The organism is Streptomyces sp. 8N616 (assembly GCF_052246385.1).
Lineage (GTDB): Bacteria > Actinomycetota > Actinomycetes > Streptomycetales > Streptomycetaceae > Streptomyces.
The window spans coordinates 18,142-43,515 of record NZ_JBQQBY010000048.1 but is presented as its reverse complement, the minus strand read 5'-3'; the positions used below and the strand labels follow the sequence as shown (position 1 = coordinate 43,515).

At 70.7% G+C, this 25,374-nt stretch carries 21 protein-coding genes; 15 read left to right on the top strand and 6 right to left on the bottom strand.

Features of this window, described 5'->3' with window-relative positions; genetic code table 11:
* Nucleotides 1-9: 9 nt before the first annotated feature.
* Entirely contained in the window at nt 10-807 is a 798-nt protein-coding gene (locus ACTWQC_RS31985) for a C40 family peptidase (protein ID WP_443319346.1), read from the bottom strand.
* A 730-nt stretch (nt 808-1,537) separates the two neighbouring features.
* Here ACTWQC_RS31985 and ACTWQC_RS31980 point away from each other — a divergent pair.
* The 15 genes from ACTWQC_RS31980 to ACTWQC_RS31910 all read left to right on the top strand — a co-directional run bounded on the left by ACTWQC_RS31980 (nt 1,538) and on the right by ACTWQC_RS31910 (nt 18,772).
* The gene (locus ACTWQC_RS31980) at nt 1,538-1,897 is read left to right on the top strand and encodes an NADH-quinone oxidoreductase subunit A (protein WP_443319345.1); all 360 of its coding nucleotides are present in this window, start codon (nt 1,538-1,540) and stop codon (nt 1,895-1,897) included.
* Between the two features lie 17 nt (nt 1,898-1,914).
* Entirely contained in the window at nt 1,915-2,469 is a 555-nt protein-coding gene (locus tag ACTWQC_RS31975) for a NuoB/complex I 20 kDa subunit family protein (protein WP_443319344.1), read from the top strand.
* Entirely contained in the window at nt 2,466-3,215 is a 750-nt protein-coding gene (locus ACTWQC_RS31970; protein WP_443319343.1) for an NADH-quinone oxidoreductase subunit C, read from the top strand. The genes ACTWQC_RS31975 and ACTWQC_RS31970 overlap by 4 nt, the downstream gene beginning before the upstream one ends.
* Complete coding sequence (locus ACTWQC_RS31965; RefSeq protein WP_443319342.1) at nt 3,215-4,537, top strand: NADH-quinone oxidoreductase subunit D; 1,323 nt, start codon at nt 3,215-3,217, stop codon at nt 4,535-4,537. Before ACTWQC_RS31970 ends, ACTWQC_RS31965 begins: the two co-directional genes overlap by 1 nt.
* Nucleotides 4,538-4,572: 35 nt before the next feature.
* Nucleotides 4,573-5,403, top strand: coding sequence for an NADH-quinone oxidoreductase subunit NuoE (nuoE, locus tag ACTWQC_RS31960; RefSeq protein WP_443319363.1), 831 nt, complete (start codon nt 4,573-4,575; stop codon nt 5,401-5,403).
* Entirely contained in the window at nt 5,403-6,794 is a 1,392-nt protein-coding gene (gene nuoF / locus ACTWQC_RS31955; RefSeq protein WP_443319341.1) for an NADH-quinone oxidoreductase subunit NuoF, read from the top strand. The genes nuoE and nuoF overlap by 1 nt, the downstream gene beginning before the upstream one ends.
* 2 nt (nt 6,795-6,796) lie before the next feature.
* Nucleotides 6,797-9,352, top strand: coding sequence for an NADH-quinone oxidoreductase subunit G (locus tag ACTWQC_RS31950; RefSeq protein WP_443319340.1), 2,556 nt, complete (start codon nt 6,797-6,799; stop codon nt 9,350-9,352).
* Nucleotides 9,349-10,764 (top strand): NADH-quinone oxidoreductase subunit NuoH, encoded by a 1,416-nt coding sequence (gene nuoH / locus ACTWQC_RS31945; protein ID WP_443319339.1) that lies wholly within the window; start codon nt 9,349-9,351, stop codon nt 10,762-10,764. The genes ACTWQC_RS31950 and nuoH overlap by 4 nt, the downstream gene beginning before the upstream one ends.
* Nucleotides 10,757-11,335, top strand: a complete 579-nt coding sequence (gene nuoI / locus ACTWQC_RS31940; RefSeq protein WP_443319338.1) for an NADH-quinone oxidoreductase subunit NuoI — start codon at nt 10,757-10,759, stop codon at nt 11,333-11,335. Before nuoH ends, nuoI begins: the two co-directional genes overlap by 8 nt.
* Entirely contained in the window at nt 11,332-12,147 is an 816-nt protein-coding gene (locus ACTWQC_RS31935; protein ID WP_443319337.1) for an NADH-quinone oxidoreductase subunit J, read from the top strand. The genes nuoI and ACTWQC_RS31935 overlap by 4 nt, the downstream gene beginning before the upstream one ends.
* Nucleotides 12,144-12,443, top strand: coding sequence for an NADH-quinone oxidoreductase subunit NuoK (gene nuoK / locus ACTWQC_RS31930; protein ID WP_443319336.1), 300 nt, complete (start codon nt 12,144-12,146; stop codon nt 12,441-12,443). Before ACTWQC_RS31935 ends, nuoK begins: the two co-directional genes overlap by 4 nt.
* Before the next feature lie 13 nt (nt 12,444-12,456).
* Nucleotides 12,457-14,376 carry an NADH-quinone oxidoreductase subunit L gene (nuoL, locus tag ACTWQC_RS31925; RefSeq protein ID WP_443319335.1) on the top strand — a complete coding sequence of 640 codons (1,920 nt, stop codon included), beginning with the start codon at nt 12,457-12,459 and terminating at the stop codon, nt 14,374-14,376.
* A gap of 1 nt (nt 14,377) precedes the next feature.
* The gene (locus ACTWQC_RS31920) at nt 14,378-16,006 is read left to right on the top strand and encodes an NADH-quinone oxidoreductase subunit M (RefSeq protein WP_443319334.1); all 1,629 of its coding nucleotides are present in this window, start codon (nt 14,378-14,380) and stop codon (nt 16,004-16,006) included.
* A gap of 5 nt (nt 16,007-16,011) precedes the next feature.
* Nucleotides 16,012-17,664 carry an NADH-quinone oxidoreductase subunit NuoN gene (nuoN, locus tag ACTWQC_RS31915; protein ID WP_443319333.1) on the top strand — a complete coding sequence of 551 codons (1,653 nt, stop codon included), beginning with the start codon at nt 16,012-16,014 and terminating at the stop codon, nt 17,662-17,664.
* Nucleotides 17,665-17,956: 292 nt separating this feature from the next.
* Nucleotides 17,957-18,772, top strand: coding sequence for a glycerophosphodiester phosphodiesterase (locus tag ACTWQC_RS31910; protein WP_443319332.1), 816 nt, complete (start codon nt 17,957-17,959; stop codon nt 18,770-18,772).
* Nucleotides 18,773-18,806: 34 nt separating this feature from the next.
* On the opposite strand, the gene ACTWQC_RS31905 is transcribed toward ACTWQC_RS31910, so the two are convergent.
* The 5 genes from ACTWQC_RS31905 to ACTWQC_RS31885 form a co-directional block, all read right to left on the bottom strand.
* Nucleotides 18,807-21,557, bottom strand: coding sequence for a fumarate reductase/succinate dehydrogenase flavoprotein subunit (locus tag ACTWQC_RS31905; protein WP_443319362.1), 2,751 nt, complete (start codon nt 21,555-21,557; stop codon nt 18,807-18,809).
* A 92-nt stretch (nt 21,558-21,649) separates the two neighbouring features.
* The gene (locus ACTWQC_RS31900) at nt 21,650-22,366 is read right to left on the bottom strand and encodes an ABC transporter ATP-binding protein (RefSeq protein ID WP_443319361.1); all 717 of its coding nucleotides are present in this window, start codon (nt 22,364-22,366) and stop codon (nt 21,650-21,652) included.
* Nucleotides 22,367-22,723: 357 nt separating this feature from the next.
* A complete protein-coding gene (locus tag ACTWQC_RS31895) occupies nt 22,724-23,638 on the bottom strand; it encodes an ABC transporter permease (RefSeq protein ID WP_443319331.1) in 915 nt (304 codons plus the stop codon).
* Nucleotides 23,635-25,050: an ABC transporter substrate-binding protein gene (locus tag ACTWQC_RS31890; protein ID WP_443319330.1), complete on the bottom strand. Its 1,416-nt coding sequence runs from the start codon at nt 25,048-25,050 to the stop codon at nt 23,635-23,637. The genes ACTWQC_RS31895 and ACTWQC_RS31890 overlap by 4 nt, the downstream gene beginning before the upstream one ends.
* A 29-nt stretch (nt 25,051-25,079) precedes the next feature.
* Nucleotides 25,080-25,307 carry a 4Fe-4S dicluster domain-containing protein gene (locus ACTWQC_RS31885; protein ID WP_443319329.1) on the bottom strand — a complete coding sequence of 76 codons (228 nt, stop codon included), beginning with the start codon at nt 25,305-25,307 and terminating at the stop codon, nt 25,080-25,082.
* Between the last annotated feature and the right edge of the window lie 67 nt (nt 25,308-25,374).

Sequence of the window (25,374 nt, the reverse complement as noted above, 5' to 3'; positions counted from 1 at the left end):
AGTCGCGAATCAGAGAACGCGCGTGGCGCTCGTCGGCGGGTAGTCGCTGAGCTTCTGCTTCACTACGCCCTTGCTGGGGTTGGCGGCGTCGATGTACATGCCGTCGCCCACGTAGACGGCCACGTGGTACGCGCTGCCCGTACCGCCCCAGAACAGCAGGTCGCCCTTCTGAAGGGCGTCCAGCGACACCGGCGTTCCGGTGGTCGACTGGTCCTGCGAGACGCGCGGCAGATCGACGCCGACGGTCCGGAACGCGGCCTGCGTCAGCCCCGAGCAGTCGTACGCCGACGGGCCGGTGGCACCCATGACGTACGCCTTGCCGAGCTGCGCCTCGAGGAAGGCGAGGACGGTCGCGGCGCTGCCGGTCGCGGAGGAGGAGGCGGTGCTCAGAGTGGTGCGCTCAGCGGCGCGGGAGGCGCGCTCGCGGGCCTCCGCCGCCTTCCTGGCCTTCGCCTTGCGCGCGGCCTCGGCCTTGCGCTCGGCCTCCTGCTTGGCCTTCTTGGCGGCCTTGCGCGCGGCGTCCGCGGCGCGCTCACGCTGCTTCTCGAGCTCGGCCCGGTACTCGTAGTCGAGGGCGGCCTGCTCCGTGGCCGCGGAGGACTGCGCGACCGCGCCCGCGAGGGTGTCGGTCACCGTGGGCATTTCCACCGTCGTCTCGGCGGTGGACTCGGCCGCGAGAGCGGAGCCCGATCCGCCGGTGACGGCGAGGGTGCTGAGGACGCCGCCGGCCACACCCGTGCGCAGCACCCAGGTGCTGGCGCTACGACGGGGTTTCCGGCGGCTACGTATGTGAGCGGTGTGGGACATGCAACCACGGCTATCAGGGTGTCCAGGGTTCCTTCAAGGAACGTGTGATGCGCCACAGTTGTCACGTACGCGGCGAGAAAGGCCACTTGCCGATCTTGGATGGCTCGTTCCGCTCCGGAGGGGTCAGCTCCGGTCACGCCATGGTCACGGCTTTCTTTTGTTTCGCCCGAATTGCGCGTCGCTTACCACCACCTACGGTCGGTGGCCAAGCAAGGCATTTCCGAGCGCGGAGACGACGTGGGATACCTCACGGTTTGGCGACGCATTGAACAGCGCCGCCCTGCGTGTGAATGCGTGCACGCACCGGCGATCATGGCCGGTTCGCGAGCCGCCGCGCCCACCGTCTCCGGCGTCTTCCATCGCCTTCCGCATCCGCGGGTTGCGCCTATTTATCAGCCCTCGCAGTCCATTGCGAATTTGCATGGACAGTTGCTCTTTGCTAGATGCGCACCGCCCTGACCTGCGGTAAGGCCCGAAGATGTCACCGCTCGTGATCGGCCGGACGCTTCGCGTATGAAGATCACCGCTCATCCGACTTCATGATCGTTCGTCAGGTGGTGGAGATCACAAAGCGCTTGTCGAACCCCGTGTCGCAGATCACAGACCGAGAGGCATAGGATGCAGTCGACTCGGGCTTGTGAACTGCCTCACATATGCACGATCTTTGTGTTGGCGGTGTGCACGTCCGGTCGCGGTCCGCAGTCATCGTCGACTGGAAGGAGCGAGGAGCGTGAACGCCTATGCGCCCATCCTCGTGCTAGGCGCCCTCGGGGCAGGCTTCGCGATCTTCTCCGTGGTCATGGCCAGTCTCGTCGGCCCCAAGCGCTACAACCGGGCCAAGCTCGAGGCGTACGAGTGCGGCATCGAGCCGACCCCGCACCCGGCCGGAGGCGGGCGCTTCCCGATCAAGTACTACCTGACGGCGATGCTCTTCATCGTCTTCGACATCGAGATCGTCTTCCTCTATCCCTGGGCCGTCACCTTCGACGCGCTGGGGCTGTTCGGGCTCGTCGAGATGGTCCTCTTCGTGCTCACCGTCTTTGTCGCCTACGCCTATGTCTGGCGGCGCGGCGGCCTGGAATGGGACTAGGGGACTAGGGGCCAATCATGGGTATCGAAGAGAAAATTCCGAGCGGCTTTCTGCTGACCACCGTCGAACAGGCCGCGGGGTGGGTGCGCAAGTCGTCCGTCTTCCCCGCCACCTTCGGCCTGGCGTGCTGCGCCATCGAGATGATGACCACCGGCGCCGGGCGCTACGACCTCGCGCGCTTCGGCATGGAGGTCTTCCGCGGATCGCCGCGCCAGGCGGACCTGATGATCGTGGCGGGCCGGGTGAGCCAGAAGATGGCCCCGGTGCTGCGGCAGGTCTACGACCAGATGCCGAACCCGAAGTGGGTCATCTCCATGGGCGTCTGCGCTTCCTCCGGCGGGATGTTCAACAACTACGCGATCGTGCAGGGCGTCGACCATGTCGTCCCCGTCGACATCTACCTGCCCGGCTGCCCGCCCCGCCCCGAGATGCTGCTGGACGCGATCCTCAAGCTCCACCAGAAGATCCGCGAGGAGAAGCTCGGGGTCAACCGCGAACAGGCGGCGCGCGAAGCGGAGGAAGCGGCGCTCAAGGCGCTCCCGACGATCGAGATGAAGGGGCTGCTGCGGTGAGCGATGCACCTGAGCCGAACGCCAACGGCGTCAACCCCGACAAGGACCTGAACGCCCAGAACCTGCCGGGCCAGCGCGGTGACCACGGCGAGGTCATCGACGTGCGCCGCGGCATGTTCGGCCCCAGCAGCGGCGGCGACACCTCCGGCTACGGCGGCCTCGTGCGGTCCGTACGGCTGCCCGGCGCGGCCACCCGGCCGTACGGAGGCTGGTTCGACGAGGTCGCCGACGAGCTCGAAGGCGCCCTGGAGGAACAGGGCTTGGTCCCCGAGAACGCGATCGAGAAGACGGTCGTCGACCGCGACGAGATCACCTTCCACATCGCCCGCGAGCACCTGCTCCAGGTGGCCAGGACCCTCCGCGACGACCCGGCCCTGCGCTTCGAGCTCTGTACGGGCGTCAGCGGCGTCCACTTCCCGGGCGACAAGGGCCGCGAGCTGCACGCCGTCTACCACCTGCGCTCGATCACCCACAACCGGCTGATCCGGCTCGAGGTCGGCTGCCCCGACGCCGAACCGCACATCCCGTCGATCGTCTCGGTCTACCCGACCAACGACTGGCACGAGCGCGAGACGTATGACTTCTTCGGCATCGTCTTCGACGGCCACCCGGCCCTGACGCGGATCATGATGCCGGACGACTGGCAGGGCTTCCCGCAGCGCAAGGACTACCCGCTCGGCGGCATCCCCGTCGAGTACAAGGGCGCCCAGATCCCGGCTCCCGACCAGCGGAGGTCGTACAGCTGATGTCTGCTTCGCAAGCGACTCCACGAGAGACCACAGAAGGCACCGTCTACACCGTCACCGGCGGCGACTGGGACGAGGTCGCGACCGCCGCGGTCAAGGCCGACGACGAGCGGATCGTCGTCAACATGGGACCGCAGCACCCGTCCACGCACGGCGTGCTCCGGCTGATCCTGGAGATCGACGGCGAGACGGTCACCGAGGCCCGCTGCGGCATCGGCTACCTCCACACCGGCATCGAGAAGAACCTCGAGTACCGGACGTGGACGCAGGGCACCACGTTCGTCACGCGCATGGACTACCTCACCTCGTTCTACAACGAGGCGGGGTACTGCCTGGCCGTGGAGAAGCTCCTCGGCATCGAGGACGACATCCCCGACCGCGCCACCCTGGTCCGCGTGCTGCTGATGGAGCTGAACCGGCTCTCCTCCCACCTGGTGGCCATCGCCACCGGCGGCATGGAGCTCGGCGCCACCACGATCATGATCTACGGCTTCCGGGACCGCGAAATGATCCTGGATCTGTACGAGTTGATCACCGGGCTGCGGATGAACCACGCGTACATCCGCCCCGGAGGACTCGCCCAGGACCTGCCGCCCGGCGCGGTGGACGCCATCCGCGAGTGCATCAAGCAGATGCGGAAGAACCTCCCCGAGTACGACAAGCTCGCCACCGGAAACCCCGTCTTCAAGGGCCGGATGCAGGACGTCGGCTACCTCGACCTCGCGGGCTGCATGGCACTCGGCGCCACAGGACCGATTCTGCGCGCCGCCGGCCTCCCGCACGACCTCCGCAAGGCACAGCCCTACTGCGGCTACGAGACCTTCGACTTCGAGGTGCCGACCGCCGACACCTGCGACGCGTACGGCCGGTTCCTGATCCGGCTCGAGGAGATGCGGCAGTCGCTGCGGATCGTCGAGCAGTGCCTGGACCGGCTGGAGCCGGGCCCGGTGATGGTCGGCGACAAGAAGATCGCCTGGCCCGCGCAGCTCGCCCTCGGCCCCGACGGTCTCGGCAACTCGCTCGACCACATCAAGAAGATCATGGGCACGTCGATGGAGGCCCTGATCCACCACTTCAAGCTGGTCACCGAGGGCTTCCGGGTCCCGCCGGGCCAGGCCTACACGGCCGTGGAGTCGCCCAAGGGCGAGCTGGGCGTGCACGCGGTCAGCGACGGCGGCACACGTCCGTACCGGGTCCACTTCCGCGACCCGTCCTTCACCAACCTGCAGGCCATGGCGGCGATGTGCGAAGGCGGCCAGGTCGCCGACGTCATCGTCGCGGTGGCGTCCATCGACCCCGTGATGGGAGGTGTCGACCGGTGACAGCCAACCCCGCCAACCCAGAGGTGCACCTGGGGATGCCGCAGCTCCCCGCCCCCGACTACCCGGCCGACGTACGGGCCCGGCTGGAGGCCGACGCGCGCGAGCTGATCGCCCGCTACCCCGACAGCCGCTCCGCGCTGCTGCCGCTGCTGCACCTCGTGCAGTCGGAGGAGGGCTACGTCTCCCGCACCGGCATCCGGTTCTGCGCCGAGATGCTCGGCCTCACCACCGCCGAGGTCACCGCGGTCTCCACCTTCTACACGATGTACCGGCGCAAGCCGTCCGGCGACTACCAGGTCGGCGTCTGCACCAACACGCTGTGCGCGGTGATGGGCGGCGACGCCATCTTCGACGAGCTGAAGCGGCACCTGGGCGTCGGCAACGGCGAGACCACCGAGGACGGCAAGGTCACACTCGAGCACGTCGAGTGCAACGCGGCCTGCGACTTCGCACCCGTCGTGATGGTCAACTGGGAGTTCTTCGACAACCAGACCCCCGAGTCCGCCAAGCAGTTGGTGGACGACCTGCGGGCGGGCCGGGACGTCGAGCCGACCCGCGGCGCGCCCCTGTGCACGTACAAGCAGACCGCCCGGATCCTCGCCGGCTTCCCGGACGAGCGGCCCGGCGTGGTCGAGGCGACCGGCGGAGCCGGGCCCGCCTCCCTCGCCGGACTGCGGCTCGCCAAGGGCGAGGCAGGCCCGGGCCGCGTCGTCTCCCCGCGCTCCTCCCACTCGGTTCCCTCAGGAGGGACACCCGCGGACGAGCCGCCCGCGACGCACCCCAGCTCGCACGACGCACCACAGAAGACCTCCGCCTCCGACCCGCAGCACCCCGCCGGTCCGGTGACCGAGGAGGGCGAGGAGTGATGACCGTGTCAACGGAACATGGCGGCCCCTCCCGGCCGGGGGCCGGGGGCGAGACCAGCCCCGAGAAGCTGCTCGTGCCCGTGCTCTCCGCGTTCTGGGACCAGCCCAACTCCTGGACGCTGGACACCTACCGGCGCCACGACGGCTACAAGGGCCTGCGCAAGGCCCTGGGGATGGCGCCGGACGACGTCATCGCCCTGGTCAAGGACTCGGGTCTGCGCGGCCGCGGCGGCGCGGGCTTCCCCACCGGCATGAAATGGCAGTTCATCCCGCAGGGCGACGGCAAGCCGCACTACCTCGTCGTCAACGCAGACGAGTCCGAACCCGGAACCTGCAAGGACATCCCCCTCCTCTTCGCCAACCCGCACGCGCTCATCGAGGGCATGGTGATCGCCTGCCATGCCATCCGCTCCAACCACGCCTTCATCTACCTGCGCGGCGAGGTCGTGCCCGTGCTGCGCCGGCTGCACCACGCGGTCGCCGAGGCGTACGAGGCGGGCTACCTCGGCAAGGACATCATGGGCAGCGGCTTCGACCTCGAGCTCACCGTGCACGCGGGCGCGGGCGCGTACATCTGCGGCGAGGAGACCGCACTGCTCGACTCGCTCGAAGGCCGGCGCGGCCAGCCCCGGCTGCGTCCCCCCTTCCCGGCTGTCGCAGGCCTCTACGCCTGCCCCACTGTCGTGAACAACGTCGAGTCCATCGCCTCGGTTCCCGCGATCCTGAACCGCGGCAACGACTGGTTCCGCTCCATGGGCAGCGAGAAGTCCCCGGGCTTCACGCTCTACTCGCTCTCGGGACACGTCGCGGGCCCCGGCCAGTACGAGGCCCCGCTGGGCGTCACGCTCCGCCAGCTCCTCGACATGAGCGGGGGCATGCGCCCAGGACACCGGCTGAAGTTCTGGACCCCCGGCGGCTCCTCGACCCCGCTGCTCACCGACGAGCACCTGGACGTACCGCTCGACTACGAGGGCGTGGGCGCGGCCGGTTCGATGCTCGGTACCAAGGCGCTGCAGTGCTTCGACGAGACCACCTGCGTCGTCCGGGCCGTCACCCGCTGGACCGAGTTCTACGCCCACGAGTCCTGCGGCAAGTGCACGCCCTGCCGCGAAGGCACGTACTGGCTGGTGCAGCTGCTGCGCGACATCGAGGCGGGCAAGGGCCGCATGGAGGACCTCGACAAGCTGAACGACATCGCCGACACCATCAACGGCAAGTCCTTCTGCGCGCTGGGAGACGGCGCCGCCTCGCCCATCTTCTCCTCGCTCAAGTACTTCCGCGCGGAGTACGAGCAGCACATCACGGGCCGCGGCTGCCCCTTCGACCCGGCCAAGTCGACGCTCTGGGCCGACAACCACAAGACCGCCACCACCAAGGGGGTGCATGCGTAACCATGACCATGCTGCAACCATCAAGCGGCTCCGCCGGCGTGGCCAACGCCCCCACCGGAGGCGGGGAAGCGGCGGTGCCGCCGGAGGACCTGGTGTCCGTCACCATCGACGGCATCGAGCTCTCCGTCCCCAAGGGGACCCTCGTGATCCGGGCGGCCGAACTGCTCGGGATCGAGATCCCGCGCTTCTGCGACCACCCGCTCCTCGACCCGGTCGGCGCCTGCCGCCAGTGCATCGTCGAGGTCGAGGGCCAGCGCAAGCCCATGGCGTCCTGCACGATCACTTGTACGGACGGGATGGTGGTGCGGACTCAGCTCACCTCGCCCGTGGCCGAGAAGGCCCAGCGCGGAGTGATGGAGCTGCTGCTGATCAACCACCCGCTCGACTGCCCGGTCTGCGACAAGGGCGGCGAGTGCCCGCTGCAGAACCAGGCCATGAGCGCGGGCCAGGCCGACACCCGCTTCGAGGGCAGGAAGCGGACGTACGAGAAGCCCATCCCGCTGTCCGCGCAGGTGCTGCTGGACCGCGAGCGCTGCGTGCTGTGCGCCCGCTGCACCCGGTTCCAGGACCAGATCGCGGGCGACCCGATGATCGAGCTGCTGGAGCGGGGCGCGCTGGAGCAGGTCGGCATCGGCGAGGGCGAGCCCTTCGAGTCGTACTTCTCCGGCAACACCATCCAGATCTGCCCGGTGGGCGCCCTCACCTCCAAGGCCTACCGGTTCCGCTCCCGCCCCTTCGACCTCGTCTCCTCGCCGAGCGTCTGCGAGCACTGCTCGAGCGGCTGCGCGACCCGTACGGACCACCGGCGCGGCAAGGTCATGCGACGCCTCGCCGCCGACGACCCCGAGGTCAACGAGGAGTGGATCTGCGACAAGGGCCGCTTCGGCTTCCGCTACGCGCAGCTGCCCGACCGGCTGACCGCGCCGCTCGTCCGGAGCGCGGAGTCCGGTGAACTGGAGCCCGCGAGCTGGCCGGAGGCCCTGGAGGCCGCGGCCAGGGGGCTTGCGGCAGCCAAGGGCCGTACGGGCGTGCTGACCGGCGGACGGCTCACGGTCGAAGACGCGTACGCGTACGCCAAGTTCGCCCGGGTCGCGCTCGACACCAACGACATCGACTTCCGGGCCCGCGTCCACAGCGCAGAGGAGGCCGACTTCCTCGCCGCGCACATCGCGGGCCGGGGCCGGGACCTGGACGGCAGCGGGCTCACGTACACGGCCTTGGAGAAGGCCCCGGCGGTGCTGCTCGCCGGGCTGGAGTCGGAGGAGGAGGCGCCCGGCGTCTTCCTGCGGCTGCGCAAGGCGTGGCGCAAGCACGGCCGGCGCACCTTCGCCATCGCCACCCACGCCACCCGCGGCCTGACGAAGGCGGGCGGAACCCTGCTCCCCGCCGCGCCCGGCACCGAGACCGAGTGGCTCGATGCAATCGCGGGCCGGGCCGGGCTCGACGAGGACGGCGAGAAGGCGGCGGAGGCACTGCGCGCCGAGGGCGCTGTGATCGTCGTCGGTGAGCGGCTGGCAGGCGTACCAGGTGCCCTGACCGCCGCCGTACGGGCCGCCACCGCGACCGGCGCCACGCTCGCCTGGATCCCGCGCCGGGCGGGCGAGCGCGGCGCGATCGAGGCGGGCGCGCTCCCCGGGCTGCTGCCCGGCGGCCGCCCGGCCACCGATCCACGCGCGCGTGAGGAGACGGCCGCCGCCTGGGGCGTGGCGGGACTGCCGCACCGGCACGGGCGCGACGCCGGCCAGATCGTCGAGGCCGCGGCCACCGGCGAGCTGTCCGCACTGCTCGTCGCGGGCGTCGAGGTCGCCGACCTGCCCGACCCGGACCGCGCGATCCATGCCCTGGACGCGGCGGACTTCGTGGTCAGCCTGGAGCAGCGGCCCAGCGAGGTCACCGAGCGGGCGGACGTCGTTCTGCCGGTCGCCGCCGTCGCCGAGAAGGACGGCACGTTCCTCAACTGGGAAGGCCGCGCGAGGCCGTTCGAGGCCGCGCTCAAGCCGGACCTGATGGTCCAGCGGCACCGGATGCCGGACGCGCGCGTGCTGAACATGCTGGCCGACGCCATGGCCGACGGCGCAGACGCTCATGGACAGGGCCATCTGGGGCTGCCGGACGTACAGGCGGTACGGCGGGAGATGGAGCGGCTCGGCGCCTGGGACGGGCCGTATGCCGCAGGGCCCGCGGAGCACCCGCGGCCGCTGTCCCGCCCCGAAGCGGGCGAGGCGGTCCTCGCCGGTCACCGGCTCCTGCTCGACCAGGGCCGGCTGCAGGCCGGTGACGACGCGCTGGCCGCGACCCGGCACGCCGCAGTCGCCCGGCTCTCGGCGGCCACGGCCGAGGAGGCTGGGGTCGCGGACGGCGCGGTCGTACGGGTCTCCGGCCCGGCCGGGTCCGTACAACTGCCGCTCCAGGTCACACCGATGCCCGACCGGGTGGTGTGGCTCCCGCTGAACTCCGTCGGCGGCGGGGTGCAGCGCGATCTGGGCGTGCTTCCCGGCCGGCTGGTGAAGATCGCCGCGGCCCCGACGGAGCCCGCCCCGACGGAGGTGGACGCATGATCCAGGGCATCCAGCCGGTCCAGCAGCTGGCCGCAGAGGACCTGTCGATGTTCGGCACCGACCCGTGGTGGCTCGTCGTCATCAAGGCCGTCTTCTGCTTCGCCTTCCTGATGGTGACCGTGCTCTTCTCGATCGTCTGGGAGCGCAAGGTCGTCGCCTGGATGCAGCTGCGCATCGGCCCCAACCGGCACGGCCCCTGGGGCATGCTCCAGTCCCTCGCGGACGGCATCAAGCTGATGCTGAAGGAGGACCTGGTCGTCAAGCGCGCCGACAAGGCGGTCTACGTGCTGGCGCCGATCGTCGCCGCGATCCCCGCCTTCATGGCCATCGCGGTGATCCCCTTCGGCCCGCCGGGCAACGAGATCTCGATCTTCGGCCAGCGCACCGCGATGCAGCTCACCGACCTGCCGATCGCGATCCTCTACATCCTCGCGGTCGCCTCCGTCGGCTTCTACGGCATCGTGCTCGCGGGCTGGTCGTCCGGCTCGACGTACCCGCTGCTCGGCGGCCTGCGCTCGGCCGCGCAGCTGATCTCGTACGAGATCGCGATGGGCCTGTCGTTTGCGGCCGTGTTCCTCTACTCCGGGTCGATGTCCACCTCGACGATCGTCGCCGAACAGCACGACCGATGGTTCGCGATCCTGCTCCCGGTCTCCTTCCTGATCTACATCGTGTCGATGATCGGTGAGACGAACCGGCTGCCGTTCGACATGCCGGAATCCGAGGGCGATCTCGTCGGCGGCTTCAACACCGAGTACTCGTCGATCAAGTTCGCGATGTTCATGCTCGCCGAGTACGTCAACATGGTCACCGTCTCGGCGGTCGCGATCACCCTCTTCCTCGGCGGCTGGATGGCCCCGTACCCGATCAGCGCCTTCTGGGAGGGCGCGAACCACGGGTGGTGGCCGATGCTCTGGTTCACCATCAAGGTGCAGCTGCTGCTGTTCTTCTTCATCTGGCTGCGCGGCTCGCTCCCGCGGGTCCGCTACGACCAGCTGATGAAGCTCGGCTGGAAGGTCCTCATCCCGGTCTCGATGGTCTGGGTCATGCTCGTCGCGACCGTGCGGGCACTGCGCAACGAGAACGTCGACTACCAGCAGATCGTGCTGTACGTGGGCGGCGGGGTCGTCGCGCTCCTGCTGCTCTCCTTCGTCTACGACATCTTCCGCGAGCGCGGCGAGAAGGCGGGAGAGGCCGCCGGGGCGGAGGGCGGCCCGCCGCCCGCGTTCGACCCGATGGCAGGCGGCTTCCCGGTGCCGCCGCTGCCCGGACAGACCCTGCCGCCCGTGCCACGCCGACGGCCGCGCCACGAACGCGAGTTGATTGTCAGTGGTGGCCCCGGCAGCGACATTCCCGGGGGGGACCCCCGAACCCCCAGCGACAGTGACGGAAAGGAGGCTGACGGTGCCTGACTTCCAGAACCCCGTCGCCGGCTTCGGCGTGACCTTCAAGGCCATGTTCAAGCGGCGGCTGACCGAGCAGTACCCGGAGGAGAAGAAGCCCACCGCGCCGCGCTTCCACGGCCGGCACCAGCTCAACCGGCACCCGGACGGGCTTGAGAAGTGCATCGGCTGCGAGCTGTGCGCCTGGGCCTGCCCGGCCGACGCGATCTACGTGGAGGGCGCGGACAACACCGACGAGGAGCGCTACTCGCCGGGCGAGCGGTACGGCGTCGTCTACCAGATCAACTATCTGCGCTGCATCCTGTGCGGCCTGTGCGTCGAGGCCTGCCCCACCCGGGCGCTGACCATGACGAACGATTACGAACTCGCCGACAGGACCCGTGAGTCGCTCATCTACACCAAGGAGGAGCTGCTCGCGGGCTTGGAGGAGAGCATGGTCGACACCCCGCACGCGATCTATCCGGGGATGACCGAGCAGGACTACTACCGGGGTCTGGTCACCGAGGCCGCGCCCGGTACGGAGCGCCAGGTCGCGGTCTCCAAGGGCGAGCGGCCCGAGGACCAGGGGGTGGATGCGTGAACGTCGCCGCTTACACCACCTCCACCGGCGAGGCCTTCCAGTTCTGGGTCCTCGCCGTGGTCGCCGTCCTCGGCGCGCTCGGCACGGTCCTGATGAAGAAGGCCGTGCACAGCGCCCTGTGCCTGGCCGGGACCATGATCGTGCTGGCGGTGTTCTACCTCGCCAACGGCGCGTACTTCCTGGGCGTCGTCCAGATCGTCGTCTACACCGGCGCGGTCATGATGCTGTTCCTCTTCGTCGTCATGCTGGTCGGCGTCACCGCGTCCGACTCGCTCAAGGAGACCATCAAGGGCCAGCGGTGGGCGGCCGCGGCCTGCGGGCTCGGCTTCGGCGTCCTGCTGATGGCCGGGATCGGCAACGCGTCGATCCGCACCTTCAACGGCCTCGGCCAGGCGAACTCCGGCGGCAACGTCGAGGGCCTGGCGTCCCTGATCTTCACCAAGTACGTGTTCGCCTTCGAGATCACCGGCGCGCTGCTGATCACGGCGGCCGTCGGCGCGATGGTGCTCACCCACCGCGAGCGCACCGAGCGCGCCCCGACCCAGCGGGAGCAGGCCGAGGCCCGGGTCCGCGCCGGCAAGCAGGTGCCGCCGCTGCCCGCGCCCGGTGTCTACGCCCGGCACAACGCCGTGGACATCCCCGGGCTGCTGCCCGACGGCACGTCGTCCGAGCTCACCGTCAGCGACACGCTGCGGGCCCGGGGCCAGATCCGCGACGTGTCGGGCCAGGCGCTCGCCGACCTCGCCGCGCTGGAGCAGCGCGCCGAGCAGCGTCTCGGCCGGATCGAGCGAGCCGAGGAGGCAGGCAAGTGAACCCGGTCAACTACCTCTACCTCTCCGCCCTGCTGTTCAGCATCGGCGCGGCCGGGGTGCTGATCCGGCGGAACGCGATCGTCGTGTTCATGTGCGTCGAGCTGATGCTGAACGCCTGCAACCTGGCCTTCGTCACCTTCTCGCGGATGCACGGCAACCTCGACGGCCAGATCATCGCGTTCTTCACGATGGTCGTCGCCGCGGCCGAGGTCGTGGTCGGCCTGGCGATCATCGTGACGATCTTCCGTTCCCGCCACTCGTCCTCGGTCGACGACGCCAGCCTGATGAAGCTGTAAGGGGTCGCAAACAGTGGAGAACCTCATCGGACTGCTCATCGCGGCCCCGCTGCTCGGCGCGGCCGTACTGCTGTGCGGCGGCCGGCGGCTCGACCGTACGGGCCACTGGATCGCCTGCGGCCTCGCGTCGCTGTCCTTCGTCTTCGGCGCGGTGCTCTTCTTCCACATGCTGGCGCTGGGCGGCGAGGAACGCACCCTGCGGGAGCACCTGTTCAGCTGGATCCCGGTCGGCGGCTTCCAGGCGGACGTGGCCTTCCAGCTCGACCAGCTGTCGATGACCTTCGTGCTGCTGATCACCGGAGTGGGCTCGCTGATCCACTTCTACTCGATCGGCTACATGGAGCACGACGAGCGCCGCCGCCGCTTCTTCGGCTACCTCAACCTCTTCCTGGCGGCGATGCTGCTGCTGGTCCTCGCGGACAACTACCTGCTGCTGTACGTCGGGTGGGAGGGCGTCGGCCTGGCCTCGTACCTGCTCATCGGCTTCTGGCAGCACAAGCCGAGCGCGGCGACGGCGGCGAAGAAGGCGTTCATCGTCAACCGCGTCGGCGACATGGGCCTGTCCATCGCCATCATGATCATGTTCGTGACCTTCGGGACCTTCGCCTTCGAGCCGGTGCTGGCCTCCGTCGGCGCTGCGACATCAGGCGCCGGCGCGCCGGTCGGCGAGGGCACGCTCACCGCGATCGGGCTGATGATACTGCTCGGCGCGTGCGGCAAGTCGGCCCAAGTGCCGCTGCAGTCCTGGCTCGGTGACGCGATGGAGGGCCCGACCCCGGTCTCGGCCCTGATCCACGCGGCGACGATGGTGACCGCGGGCGTCTACCTGATCACCCGGTCCGGGGCGATCTTCAACGCGGCGCCGGACGCGCAGGTCGCGGTGGTGGCCGTCGGCGCGGTCACACTCCTCTTCGGTGCGATCGTCGGCTGCGCGAAGGACGACATCAAGAAGGCGCTCGCCGCTTCGACGATGTCCCAGATCGGCTACATGATGCTGGCCGCGGGCCTCGGCCCGATCGGCTACGCCTTCGCGATCATGCACCTGATCACCCACGGTTTCTTCAAGGCCGGGCTCTTCCTCGGCGCGGGCTCGGTCATGCACGGCATGAACGACGAGGTCGACATGCGGAAGTACGGCGGCCTGCGGTCGTACATGCCGATCACCTTCGTCACCTTCGGGCTCGGCTATCTGGCGATCATCGGCTTCCCGGGTCTGTCCGGCTTCTTCTCCAAGGACAAGATCATCGAGGCGGCCTTCGCCAAGGGCGGTACGGAAGGGTGGATCCTGGGGGGCGCGGCTCTGCTGGGTGCGGCCATCACCGCGTACTACATGACCCGGGTCATGCTGCTGACCTTCTTCGGCGAGAAGCGCTGGCAGCCCGACGAGCAGGGCAACGAGCCGCACCCCCACGAGTCGCCGAGGTCGATGACCATCCCCATGATCGTCCTCGCTGTCGGATCGGTCTTCGCGGGCGGCCTGTTCAGCATCAACGAGGCGTTCGTGAAGTGGCTGGAGCCGGTCACCAGCTTCGATCACGGCCACTCCCCGTTGAGCGCCGCCACCGTCACCACCGCGACGGTCGTCGTCCTGCTCGTCGGCGTGGCGCTGGCCTGGGCGCAGTACGGGCGCAGGCCGGTTCCCGTCACCGCGCCGCGCGGGTCGCTGCTCACCCGGGCAGCCCGCCGCGACCTGCTGCAGGACGACTTCAACCACGTGGTGCTGCTCAAGCCCGGCGAGTATCTGACCCGCGGTCTGGTCTATCTCGACCACAGCGTCGTCGACGGGGTGGTCAACGGTACGGCGGCCTCGGTCGGCGGTCTGTCGGGCCGGATGCGCAAGGTGCAGAACGGCTTCGCCCGCTCCTACGCGGTGTCGATGTTCGGCGGTGCGGCGGTCCTGATCGCCGCGACCCTGCTGATGAGGGCGGTCTGAGATGTCATTTCCTCTGCTGACGGTCATGGCCGCGGTGCCCGCGCTGGGCGCGATCGCGACCGCCGCCGTGCCCGCCGCGAAGCGCGCCACCGCCAAGTGGCTGGCGCTGGGCTTCTCGCTCGCCACGCTCGTCCTGGCGGCGGTCGTCCTCGTACGGTTCGATCCGGGCGGTGCGGGCTACCAGCTCACCGAATCCCACGCCTGGATCGAGGACTTCGGGGTGCGGTACGAGCTGGGCGTGGACGGCATCGCGGTCGCGCTGATCGCGCTCACCGCCGTCCTCATCCCCTTCATCATCCTGGCGGGCTGGCACGACGCCGACCCCCTCGCCGAGTCCGATAGCGGATCCGCCGCGGGCAAGTCGTCGCGCTGGCGGCCCACCCAGGGCTTCTTCGCGCTGATCCTGATGGTCGAGGCGATGGTGATCCTCTCCTTCGAGGCCACCGACGTCTTCCTCTTCTACATCTTCTTCGAAGCCATGCTGATCCCGATGTACTTCCTCATCGGGGGCTTCGGGGACCGGGCGGGCGCGCACGGCGAGGACGAGGCGAGCAAGCAGCGCAGTTACGCGGCCGTGAAGTTCCTGCTCTACAACCTGGCCGGCGGCCTGATCATGCTGGCCGCCGTCATCGGGCTGTTCGCCGTCACCGCCGACGACCTCGGGCAGGGCACCTTCTCCCTCCAGGAGATCGTCCAGGCGCGGGCGAACGGCGACCTCTCCATGGCGACCGTCACCGAACGGGCCCTGTTCCTGGGCTTCTTCTTCGCCTTCGCCGTCAAGGCCCCGCTCTGGCCGCTGCACACCTGGCTGCCGAACGCGATGGGGGAGTCGACCGCGCCCGTCGCCGTCCTGATCACGGCGGTCGTCGACAAGGTCGGCACCTTCGCGATGCTCCGCTTCTGCCTCCAGCTCTTCCCGGAGGCGTCGAAGTGGGCGACGCCCGCGATCCTCGTGCTCGCGCTGGTGAGCATCGTCTACGGGGCGCTGGTGGCGATCGGCCAGCGGGACATCAAGCGGCTGATCGCGTACGCCTCGATCTCCCACTTCGGCTTCATCATCCTGGGCATCTTCGCGATGACCAGCCAGGGCCAGGGCGGCGCGACGCTCTACATGGTCAACCACGGGATCTCCACCGCGGCGCTGATGCTGGTCGCGGGCTTCCTGATCTCGCGCCGCGGCTCGCGCCTGATCGCCGACTACGGCGGCGTGCAGAAGGTGGCGCCGATTCTCGCGGGCACCTTCCTGATCGGCGGTCTGGCCACCCTCTCGCTGCCCGGGCTCGCGCCCTTCATCAGCGAATTCCTGGTCCTGGTCGGCACGTTCAGCCGCTATCCGGCGCTCGGCGTCATCGCGACCTTCGGCATCGTGCTGGCCGCGCTCTACGTGCTGGTGCTCTATCAGCGCACGATGACCGGGCCGGTCAAGGCGGCGGTCCGGCAGATGCCCGACCTCAAGGTCCGCGAGCTGGTGGTCGTCGCCCCGCTGATCGCCCTGCTGATCTTCCTGGGCGTCTACCCGAAGCCGGTCGCGGACATCGTGAACCCGGCGGTCGACCACACGCTGTCGGTCGTGGACGAGCGTGATCCCAAGCCCGATGTTCCGGTACGAGACCTGGAGGCCGCGAAGTGATCGCCGTGGCAGACGCAAGCGTTGTCCACAGCCTGTGGACGACAGCGGCCCAGGCCCCTGACAAGATCCCGGGCCCGAAGATCGAGTACGGGCAGCTGGCCCCGACGCTGATCGTGCTGGGCGCCGCAGTCCTCGCCATCCTCATCGAGGCCTTCCTGCCACGCCGCAGCCGCTACCACGCGCAGCTGCTGCTGTCGCTGGTCGGCCTCGCCGCCGCCTTCGCGGCGGTCATCGGGCTGGCCGCCGGCGGCTACGCGGGCAGCAAGTCGCGAATCGCTGCGATGGGCGCCGTCGCGGTCGACGGCCCGGCGCTCTTCCTCCAGGGCACGATCCTGCTGGTCTCGCTGGTCGCCGTCTTCACCTTCGCCGAGCGGCGGCTCGACCCGCAGGCGCACGGCAAGCGCGTCGACTCCTTCGCCGCGCAGGCGGGCGCCGTGCCGGGCGGACCGGCTGAACAGGCCGCGGTCAAGGCGGGGTTCACCACGACCGAGGTTTTCCCGATCCTGCTCTTCGCGGTCGGCGGCCTGCTGATCTTCCCTGCGGCCAACGACCTGCTGACCCTCTTCGTCGCCCTCGAGGTCTTCTCCCTCCCGCTGTACGTGCTGTGCGCGCTGGCCCGCCGCCAGCGGCTGCTCTCGCAGGAGTCGGCCGTCAAGTACTTCCTGCTCGGCGCCTTCTCGTCCGCCTTCCTGCTGTTCGGCATCGCGCTGCTGTACGGCTACGCGGGCACGGTCACGTACGCCGGTATCGCCGACGTCGTGGACGGCACCGTACGGGACATCACCCCGGCCCTGGCCGGGACCATGGGCAATGACGCGCTGCTGCTGATCGGCGGCGCGATGGTGCTGATGGGTCTGCTCTTCAAGGTCGGCGCGGTGCCGTTCCACATGTGGACGCCGGACGTCTACCAGGGCGCTCCCACCCCGGTCACCGGCTTCATGGCGGCGGCCACCAAGGTCGCGGCCTTCGGCGCGCTGCTGCGGCTGCTGTACGTGGTGCTGCCGGGCATGCGCTGGGACTGGCGGCCGGTCATGTGGGGCGTCGCGATCATCACCATGCTGGTCGGCGCGATCGTGGCCATCACCCAGACCGATGTGAAGCGGCTGCTGGCGTACTCCTCGATCGCGCACGCGGGCTTCATCCTCGCCGGTGTCATCGCGGCCACCCCCGACGGCGTTTCGTCGGTGCTCTTCTACCTGGCCGCCTACTCGTTCGTGACCCTCGGCGCCTTCGCCGTCGTCACGCTGGTGCGCGACGCGGGCGGCGAGGCCACGCACCTGTCCAAGTGGGCGGGACTGGGGCGGCGCTCGCCGCTGGTCGCCGCGGTCTTCGCGATCTTCCTGCTGGCCTTTGCGGGCATCCCGCTGACCTCGGGCTTCTCCGGCAAGTTCGCCGTCTTCAAGGCGGCGGCGGAGGGCGGCGCGGCGCCGCTGGTGATCGTGGGTGTGATCTCGTCGGCGATCGCCGCGTTCTTCTACATCCGGGTGATCGTGCTGATGTTCTTCAGCGAGCCGAAGCCGGAGGGCCCGACGGTGGCCGTGCCGAGCCCGCTGACGATCACGGCGATCGGCATCGGCGTCGCGGTCACGATCGCGCTCGGCGTCGCGCCGCAGTACTTCCTGGACCTGGCAGGTCAGGCAGGGGTTTTCGTGAGGTAGCGGTGCGCCTCTCGTAGGGCGCCCGGACGCCAGCGGTGCCCCGGAGCCGGACCGGCTCCGGGGAACCGCTGGTGTCCGGCTCCAACGCGGCCGCTGACGCAGGCGATTCACCTCGCGGTCCCCGCGACGACGGCGATGGTGCGCGATCCGGCGCGGCGTGAGCGCGCGGGGTGTCATTGCGGCGAGGTGTCATGACGGCGGGGTGCCATGGCGGCCAGGTGTCATTAAGGACATTTCTCCGTACTACGGGTCGTTGGCTGTCCGTTTACCGCCGGATGTCAAGGTTGCTTGCGTGAGCTTTCCACAGACCCAGCGCCAGTACGGCGCCCCGGCTGTCCCCACCGGCCGGGTCACTCAGGTCGTCGCCCACCGCGGCGCCTCCCACGATCACCCCGAGCACACGCTCGCCGCGTACGAGCAGGCCATCGAGGACGGCGCCGACGCGCTGGAGTGCGATGTGCGGCTGACCCGGGACGCGCGTCTGGTGTGCGTCCACGACCGCCGGGTGGACCGTACGTCCGATGGGCGCGGAGCCGTCTCCGCGATGACCCTCGACGAGCTGGACCGGCTCGACTTCGGCTCCTGGAAGGGCGGCGGCGCCGAGCCCGCGCGGGTGCTCGCCTTCGACGAGCTGCTGGCCCTGGCGACCTCGGCGCCCCGGCCGGTCGGGCTCGCCGTCGAGACCAAGCACCCCACGCGGTGGGCGGGCCGGGTCGAGCATGAACTCGTCCGGCAGCTCCGCCTGTTCGGACTCCACCGGCCCAAGCCGGGCGAACCCCCGCGCGTGCGGCTGATGAGCTTCTCGCGGCTCGCCCTGCGCAGACTGGGAGCCCTCGCGCCCGAGCTGCCCCGCGTGCTGCTGTCGGAGCGCTCGCCGCTGCCCGGCCTGGTCACGGCCCTCCCGCCCGGCGTCCGCATCGCGGGCCCCGGCATCGACCTCGTACGTGCCCGCCCCGACCTGGTGCCCCGGCTGCGGGCGGCGGGACATCAGGTGCATGTGTGGACGGTGGACGAGCCGGAGGACGTGGAGCTGTGCCTGGCCCTCGGCGTCGAGTCACTGATCACCAACCGCCCCCGGCAGGTCCTGGAGCAGATCGGCGAGCGCTGACGGGGCGCGGCCTCCTTACGGTGCGCCCCACTCGTCACGCCCCCCGGGACGCGTAGGCCCGTACGTCCGCATCGGGGTCGGTGGCTGCCGTGGCCAGGGCGGCGCGGGCGTCTTCGTGGTCGGTGTGGCGGAGGAGAGCGAGGACGGCCGCCTTTCGGACGTCGGCGTTGACGTCGGCGAGGGTCTTGGCCAGGGCGGGGATCGCGATACCGGGTGGTGCGGCGGACAGGGCGGTGGCCGCGCCCGCCCGGACCTGCCAGGCAGGGTCGGCCAGCGCTTCGAGCGCGGTGGCGCCGTACGGGTCGGGGCAGCCGGTGGCGGCGAGGGCCTCGAGGGCGGCGGCGCGGACGAGCGGGTCCTGATCCCTGACCAGGGCGTGCAGGTGGTGCGGCCGGGCGGCGGTGCTGCCGAGGCCCTTGGCCGCGGCCACGCGGACCTCGCGGGAGGTGTCGGCGGCGGCCCCGGCGAGGGCGTCGATCGCGTCCACCGACACCAGTGCGCGGACGGTTTCGATCCGTACCTCGATGTCGGGGTCGGTGAGCGTGCGCGCGAAGAGGTCGGCGCTGCCGAGGCGCAGGGCGCGCAGCACGTCCAGGGCCGCGGCCCGGACCCGCGGGTCCGCCACGCCGAGGGCCGCGACCAGCGGTTCGCGCAGTTCGGGCTCCGGCGGCAGGACCTCGACCAGCTCACGCAGCGACGCGGCCGCGGCCGCGCGGACGGCGGCATCGCCGTCCGCGAGGGTGGCCGCGAGAGCCGGGCCCGTGCCGGGCGGCGCGGTCTCGGTCAGCGTGGCGACGGCCGCCGCACGCACCGCCGGGTCGTCGTCCGCCAAGTACGGCCGCAGATCCGGGAGCTCGGGCTCCTCCTCGGCGAGGACGAGCAGTTCGAGGATGCGCGGGGAGCGGCCGACGCCCGCGTCGGCTTCGGCCCCGCCGCCGGTACGGCTCTCCGCAGCGCTTCCGGCCGAGCCCGGCGCAGTTCCCGCGCCCGTTGCGCCGCCCGACCCCACCGGCGGGACATCGCGGCGCCCCGCCGTCGCGGTCTGCTCCGGGTGGACCTCGCCGATGAGCCGGGAGGCGCCGCCCGTTGGGGCGAACTCCTCCACCGGGATCAGGTACGGGTCGACCGGCCGGGCCAGGAACTCCATCGCGCCCGACGCCGCCTTCCGCAGATCCAGGTGGTGCAGCCACGACGCGTCGTCCCGCAGCGGGTGGTCCGTGCGCTCGTGGTAGAGCCCCCACCGGCTCTCGGTGCGCGCCAGCGAGGACCGGGCCGCCATCTCCGCGCAGTCGCGGATGAAGGTGACCTCCGCGCAGCGCATCAGCTCGTGCAGCGTACGGGCCCCCATCCCGGCGATGTCGCCGTGCATCCGCTCGAAGGCCTCGATCGCCAGCGACAGCCGGGCGCCGCTCTTGGGCGGGGCCACGTAGTCGTTGACGAAGCGGCGGAGCTTGTACTCGACCTGCGGCTGGGGCGGCCCGTCCGGGTTGCGCAGCGGGCGGTAGATCAGCTCGTGGGCCTCCGCGAGCTGCCCGGCCGGCAATGCGCCCTCGTACGCCCGGTACTGGGCCGCGTCCGCCCCGGCCAGGTCGCCGAAGACGAATGCGCCGATCATGTAGTTGTGCGGCACGCACGCCAGGTCCCCGGCGGCGTACAGCCCCGGGACCGTCGTACGGGCGTGCTCGTCGACCCGTACGCCCGAGGCCGAGTGCCCGCTGCACAGCCCGATCTCGGAGATGTGCATCTCCACGTCGTGCGTGCGGTAGTCGTGCCCGCGGCCCGCGTGGAAGGTGCCGCGGGTGGGCCGCTCGGTGGAGTGCAGGATCGATTCGAGCGCGGCCACCGACTCCTCCGGGAGGTGGCTGAGCTTCAGGTACACCGGACCGCGCTCGCTCGCGACCTCGGCCGCGAACTCCGCCATCATCTGGCCCGACCAGTAGTCGGAGTCGACGAAGCGCTCGCCGTGCCGGTTGACCTGGTAGCCGCCGAAGGGGTTGGCGACGTATGCGCAGGCCGGGCCGTTGTAGTCCTTGATCAGCGGGTTGATCTGGAAACACTCGATGCCGGTGAGCTCGGCGCCCGCGTGGTACGCCATGGCGTAGCCGTCGCCCGCGTTCGTCGGGTTCTCGTACGTGCCGTAGAGGTAGCCGCTGGCGGGCAGGCCGAGGCGGCCGCAGGCGCCGGTTGCCAGGATGACGGCGCCCGCGCGGACCGCGACGAACTGCCCCGTACGGGTGTTGAAGCCCGCGGCGCCGATCGCCCGGCCGCCCGCGGTCAGCACCCGCACCGGCATCACGCGGTTCTCGATCCGGATCCGCTCGCGCATCTCGCGGCGCCGCAGCTGCCGGTAGAGGACCTTTTTGACGTCCTTGCCCTCGGGCATCGGCAGGACGTAGGAGCCGGAGCGGTGCACCTGGCGGACCGCGTACTCGCCGTGCTCGTCCTTCTCGAACTTCACCCCGTACGACTCCAGGCGCTGCACCATCGCGAAGCCGCGGGTAGCCGTCTGGCGGACGGTGCGCTGGTCGACGATGCCGTCGTTGGCGCGGGTGATCTCGGCGACGTAGTCGTCGGGCTCTGCGCGGCCGGGGACGACGGCGTTGTTGACGCCGTCCATGCCCATGGCGAGCGCGCCGGAGTGCCGTACGTGCGCCTTTTCGAGGAGCAGGACGGACGCGCCGTGCTCGGCGGCGGTGAGCGCCGCCATGGTCCCGGCCGTGCCGCCGCCGATGACGAGCACATCGCAGGACAGCTCCTCGGCGCTGTCGAGGGCGGGGATGACCATGGTCTCCATGGGGTGGCCTTTCAGGTGCCGTCAGTTGCCAGTCGGTCGCCGGTCGGTGCCGGCCGGTGCCGGTCAGTGCTGGTCAGTGCTGGTCAGTTGCCGAGGGATTCGAGGACCTCGCGGCGCAGCGCGACGGTCGCCGGGTCGTCGTGGGCGGCGCGCTCGCGGGGGCGCGGCACGTCGAGGACTCTGCCCGTCCCCAGCAGGGCCACCCGGTCGCCGAGGAACAGCGCCTCGTCCACGTCGTGCGTGACGAAGACGACGGTCGCGCGGGTGCCGCGCAGCACGTCCACGAGCAGCTGCTGCATCCCGGCGCGGGTCTGCGCGTCCAGCGCGCCGAACGGCTCGTCCATCAGCAGCGCCCGCGGCGCACCGGCCAGCGCGCGGGCCAGCTGTACGCGCTGCCGCTGGCCGCCGGAGACCCGGTGCGGGAGCCGCGTCTCGCGCCCGGCGAGGCCGACGCGCGCCAGCCAGTCGTCGGCCCGGGCGCGGCGCTCGGCGCGCGGCACACCCCGTATGGCGAGGGGGAGTTCGACGTTGCCGCGCAGCGTGCGCCAGGGGAGGAGCGCGTCCTCCTGGAAGAGCAGGGCCCGGTCCGCCTCGGGGCGGGCGATGGGCTCGCCGTCCTGCGTGACCCGCCCCCCGAGGGCGGGCAGCAGCCCGGCGAAGGTCCGCAGGAGGGTGGACTTGCCGCAGCCGGAGGGGCCCACGACGGTCAGCAGCTCGCCGGGCGCGACGTCGAGATCGACACCGCCGATCACGACTGCCCCCGGCCGCCCGAGCGCGGCGCCCTTCAGCCGCAGCCGCACGCCGGGTACAGCGGACTCGGCTGCGGCCGCGGCCTTCGCGGCGGTGGTGGTGACACTGGACGTGGTCACGGGTGCACCTTCTTTCTGGGGGAGGTTGGGCCGGCCTCTGCCGCGCCGGAGGCCGGGGCGGGCTTCGCGGAGATGGCGTTCGCGGCGACCGGCCGTGGGCGGTCGCGCCCCGGCACGTGCCGAGTTCGCCGTCCTGCGCGCGGGCGCGGCCGTGCGCAGGACGCGGCGGCGGATCCGGAAGCCGCCCGGTCGGCGTCAGGCCGGCCGTGGTCGTCGCGGCTGCCGCCAGGCACCGGCGGTGGTGCGCACTGCCGGTGCCGCGTGCCCAAGACGGGCTTCCGGAAAGCCTCATGAGGCATTCCGGTCCGTGCGGGGGAGCCATCGGGTGAGGCGGCGGCCGAGGAGCTCCACCGCCGTCGACGTGATCCAGCCGAGGATGCCGATCGTGGCCATGCCGACGAAAACGCCCGGGTAGTCGACGATCGTGTAGTCCTGCCAGGTGCGGTAGCCGACCCCGTACTCTCCCGAGATCATCTCCGCGGAGATCACACAGATCCACGAGACCCCGATCCCCACGGAGAGACCGCCCATGATCCCGGGCAGGGCCCCCGGCAGTACCACCGAGCCGAGGACCCGCCACCGCCCGCCGCCCATGGTGAGAACGGCCTCTTCCCACACCGGAGTCAGCGCCCGCACCGCGTGCCGGGTGCTGACCAGCACAGGAAAGAAGGCGGCGGTGAAGGTGATGAAGACGATGCCCTGCTCGTTGCTGGGGAAGAGCAGGATCGCCACCGGCACCAGCGCGATCGCGGGGATCGGCCTGAGCACTTCCAGGACCGGGCTCAGCAGGTCGGAGGCGATGCGGGAGCGCGCGACGCCCGTGCCGACCGCGACCCCGGCCACCGCCGCGAGCGCGAAGCCCGTGAGGATACGGGTCAGGCTGTCCGTCAGGTCCTGCCAGTACGGGCCGCTGCCGACGCGGTCGCCGAAGGCGCGGGCGACTTCCGTGACCGTCGGGAACTGCTCGAACCGCAGCCACAGGTTCACGTCCAGCGCCGTGAGCAGCTGCCACAGTCCGAGTGCGGCGAGCAGCGACGCCGTACGGAGCGCATAGCGGGGCCAGAGCCGGGGGGCAGCGGCGGCGGACCGGGGCGGCTCCGTCGCGGGGTCCCTCCGGGCTTCCTCCGCGTCCGTGAGGTCCGCGGCGGCCGCGCTTGCCGCGGCCGCCCGTTCCGCCGTGCCTGAGGATGGGGCAGCGGTCATGATCCTGCCTTCAACGCTTCGGCGTAGTCGATGATGCGCGAGCCGGAGTGCTCGGCCGTCCAGGCGCGGGCCGCGGTCTGCGTGACGAACGGCCTGATGTCCGAGCCGTCCTCGACCCACACCGCCCGGTCGGCGAACCAGCGGGTTCCAGTGGTGGCGTCGGGCACGTACGCCGCCCGCACCTTCTCCGCACCGCCGTGCCCGGCCACGTACGTCAGCAGCGCGCCCGGATCGGGGAAGGTCCGGGTGCGGTTCTCGCCCTTCAGCCACAGCTCGCTCGCCGTCGCCGCGTGGCCCGGCAGCGCGGCCGGGTTGGCGGTGGACCGCTGGGCCTTCCCGTAGCCGTCCCCGTACGCGCGCTTGAGGTGGCTGTCGTCGATGAAGGCGTCCACGTCGACCGGCCCGGCCAGCTTGGCCGCCCGCAGCAACGGCACGTCCTTCTTCAGCGCGGCGACGAGCTGGGGCTTGATCGTCGGGTCGAAGGTGGCGATGCCGCCCGCGCCGTTGTAGAGGTACACGACCTCGGGCGGCAGCTTGGTGGCCTCGGCGACCTTGCCCGCGGCCTCCAGCGGGTGCTCGTGCAGATAGTCGCCGGCCTTGATCTGGGCGGTGAGGAAGGCCTTCAGGACCTCGGGGCGGTCGTCGGCGAAGGCCGCGCGGGTGACGGTGCCGTGGAAGGTCGGCAGATTCAGCGAGGCGCCGTCGTAGAGCGGCCGCACCTTGCCCTGGAAGGTGAGCAGGCCGGGCCAGGCGACGAACTGCGAGAGCGCGTCGACACTGCCCGCCTCGAGCGCCGAGGCTCCCACCGCGGGCTGCTGGTTGAGCTTGCGGACGTCCTCGTTCGGGTCGAGGCCCGCGCGCTGGAGGGCCCGTACGAGCGTGCCGTCGGAGGCGGAGCCGACGCTGCTCGACACCTTCTTGCCGCGCAGCTCCTTCACCGAGCTCAGCTGGGAGTCCGGCTTGGTGACGATGGTGTTGAGGGCTCCGCGCAGGTTGTAGCCGGTGACCGCGACCAGCCGGGTGGGGGCGTTCAGCTGCTTGCCGCGGGAGGCGTTGATCAGCAGCGGGAAGTCGCCCATGGACCCGATGTCCAGCTTCCCCGCGACCATCTGGGCAGTGATGGGCGCGCCGGTGGCGTAGTCCTGCCACTCCACCTTGTACGTGTGGCCGTCGCGGCGGCCCAGCTCCTTCAACTCACGCTCGAAATAGCCGAGTTCGCGCAGCAGGGTGCCCGCGGTGACGGTGTTGATCGTCTTGGACTGGTAGCCGATGGTGACCTTGACGGTCTTGCCGTCGCCCTGGGCGCCGGCGTCGCCGCCGCAGGCGGTGAGCGGGAGGAGCAGTGCGGCGGCGGCAAGCGCGGCGGGCGGGGTTCTGCGGGTTGCCGGGCGGCTGAACTGGCTGAGCTTCATGGGAGCGGGCCTCTCACCTGGTTCGTGGATCAGCGGAGCAAATAGGGCATGTTGACCGTGACAGCGTCGGTGGGACAGCGGGCCGCGCACGGGCCGCAGTACCAGCACTCGTCGACGTGCATGTAGGCCTTGTTCGTCTCCGGGTTGATCGCCAGGGAGTCCAGCGGGCACATGTCCACGCAGAGCGTGCAGCCGTCGATGCACTTGGACTCGTCGATGGTCACGGGCACGTCGGCCCGCTGCGGTGCCAGAGGCATGGCTGTCTCCAGGGAGGGTGAAGGGCGTGAGGTCGTAAGGGCGGTACGGGCGTACGGGTCCGCGGGC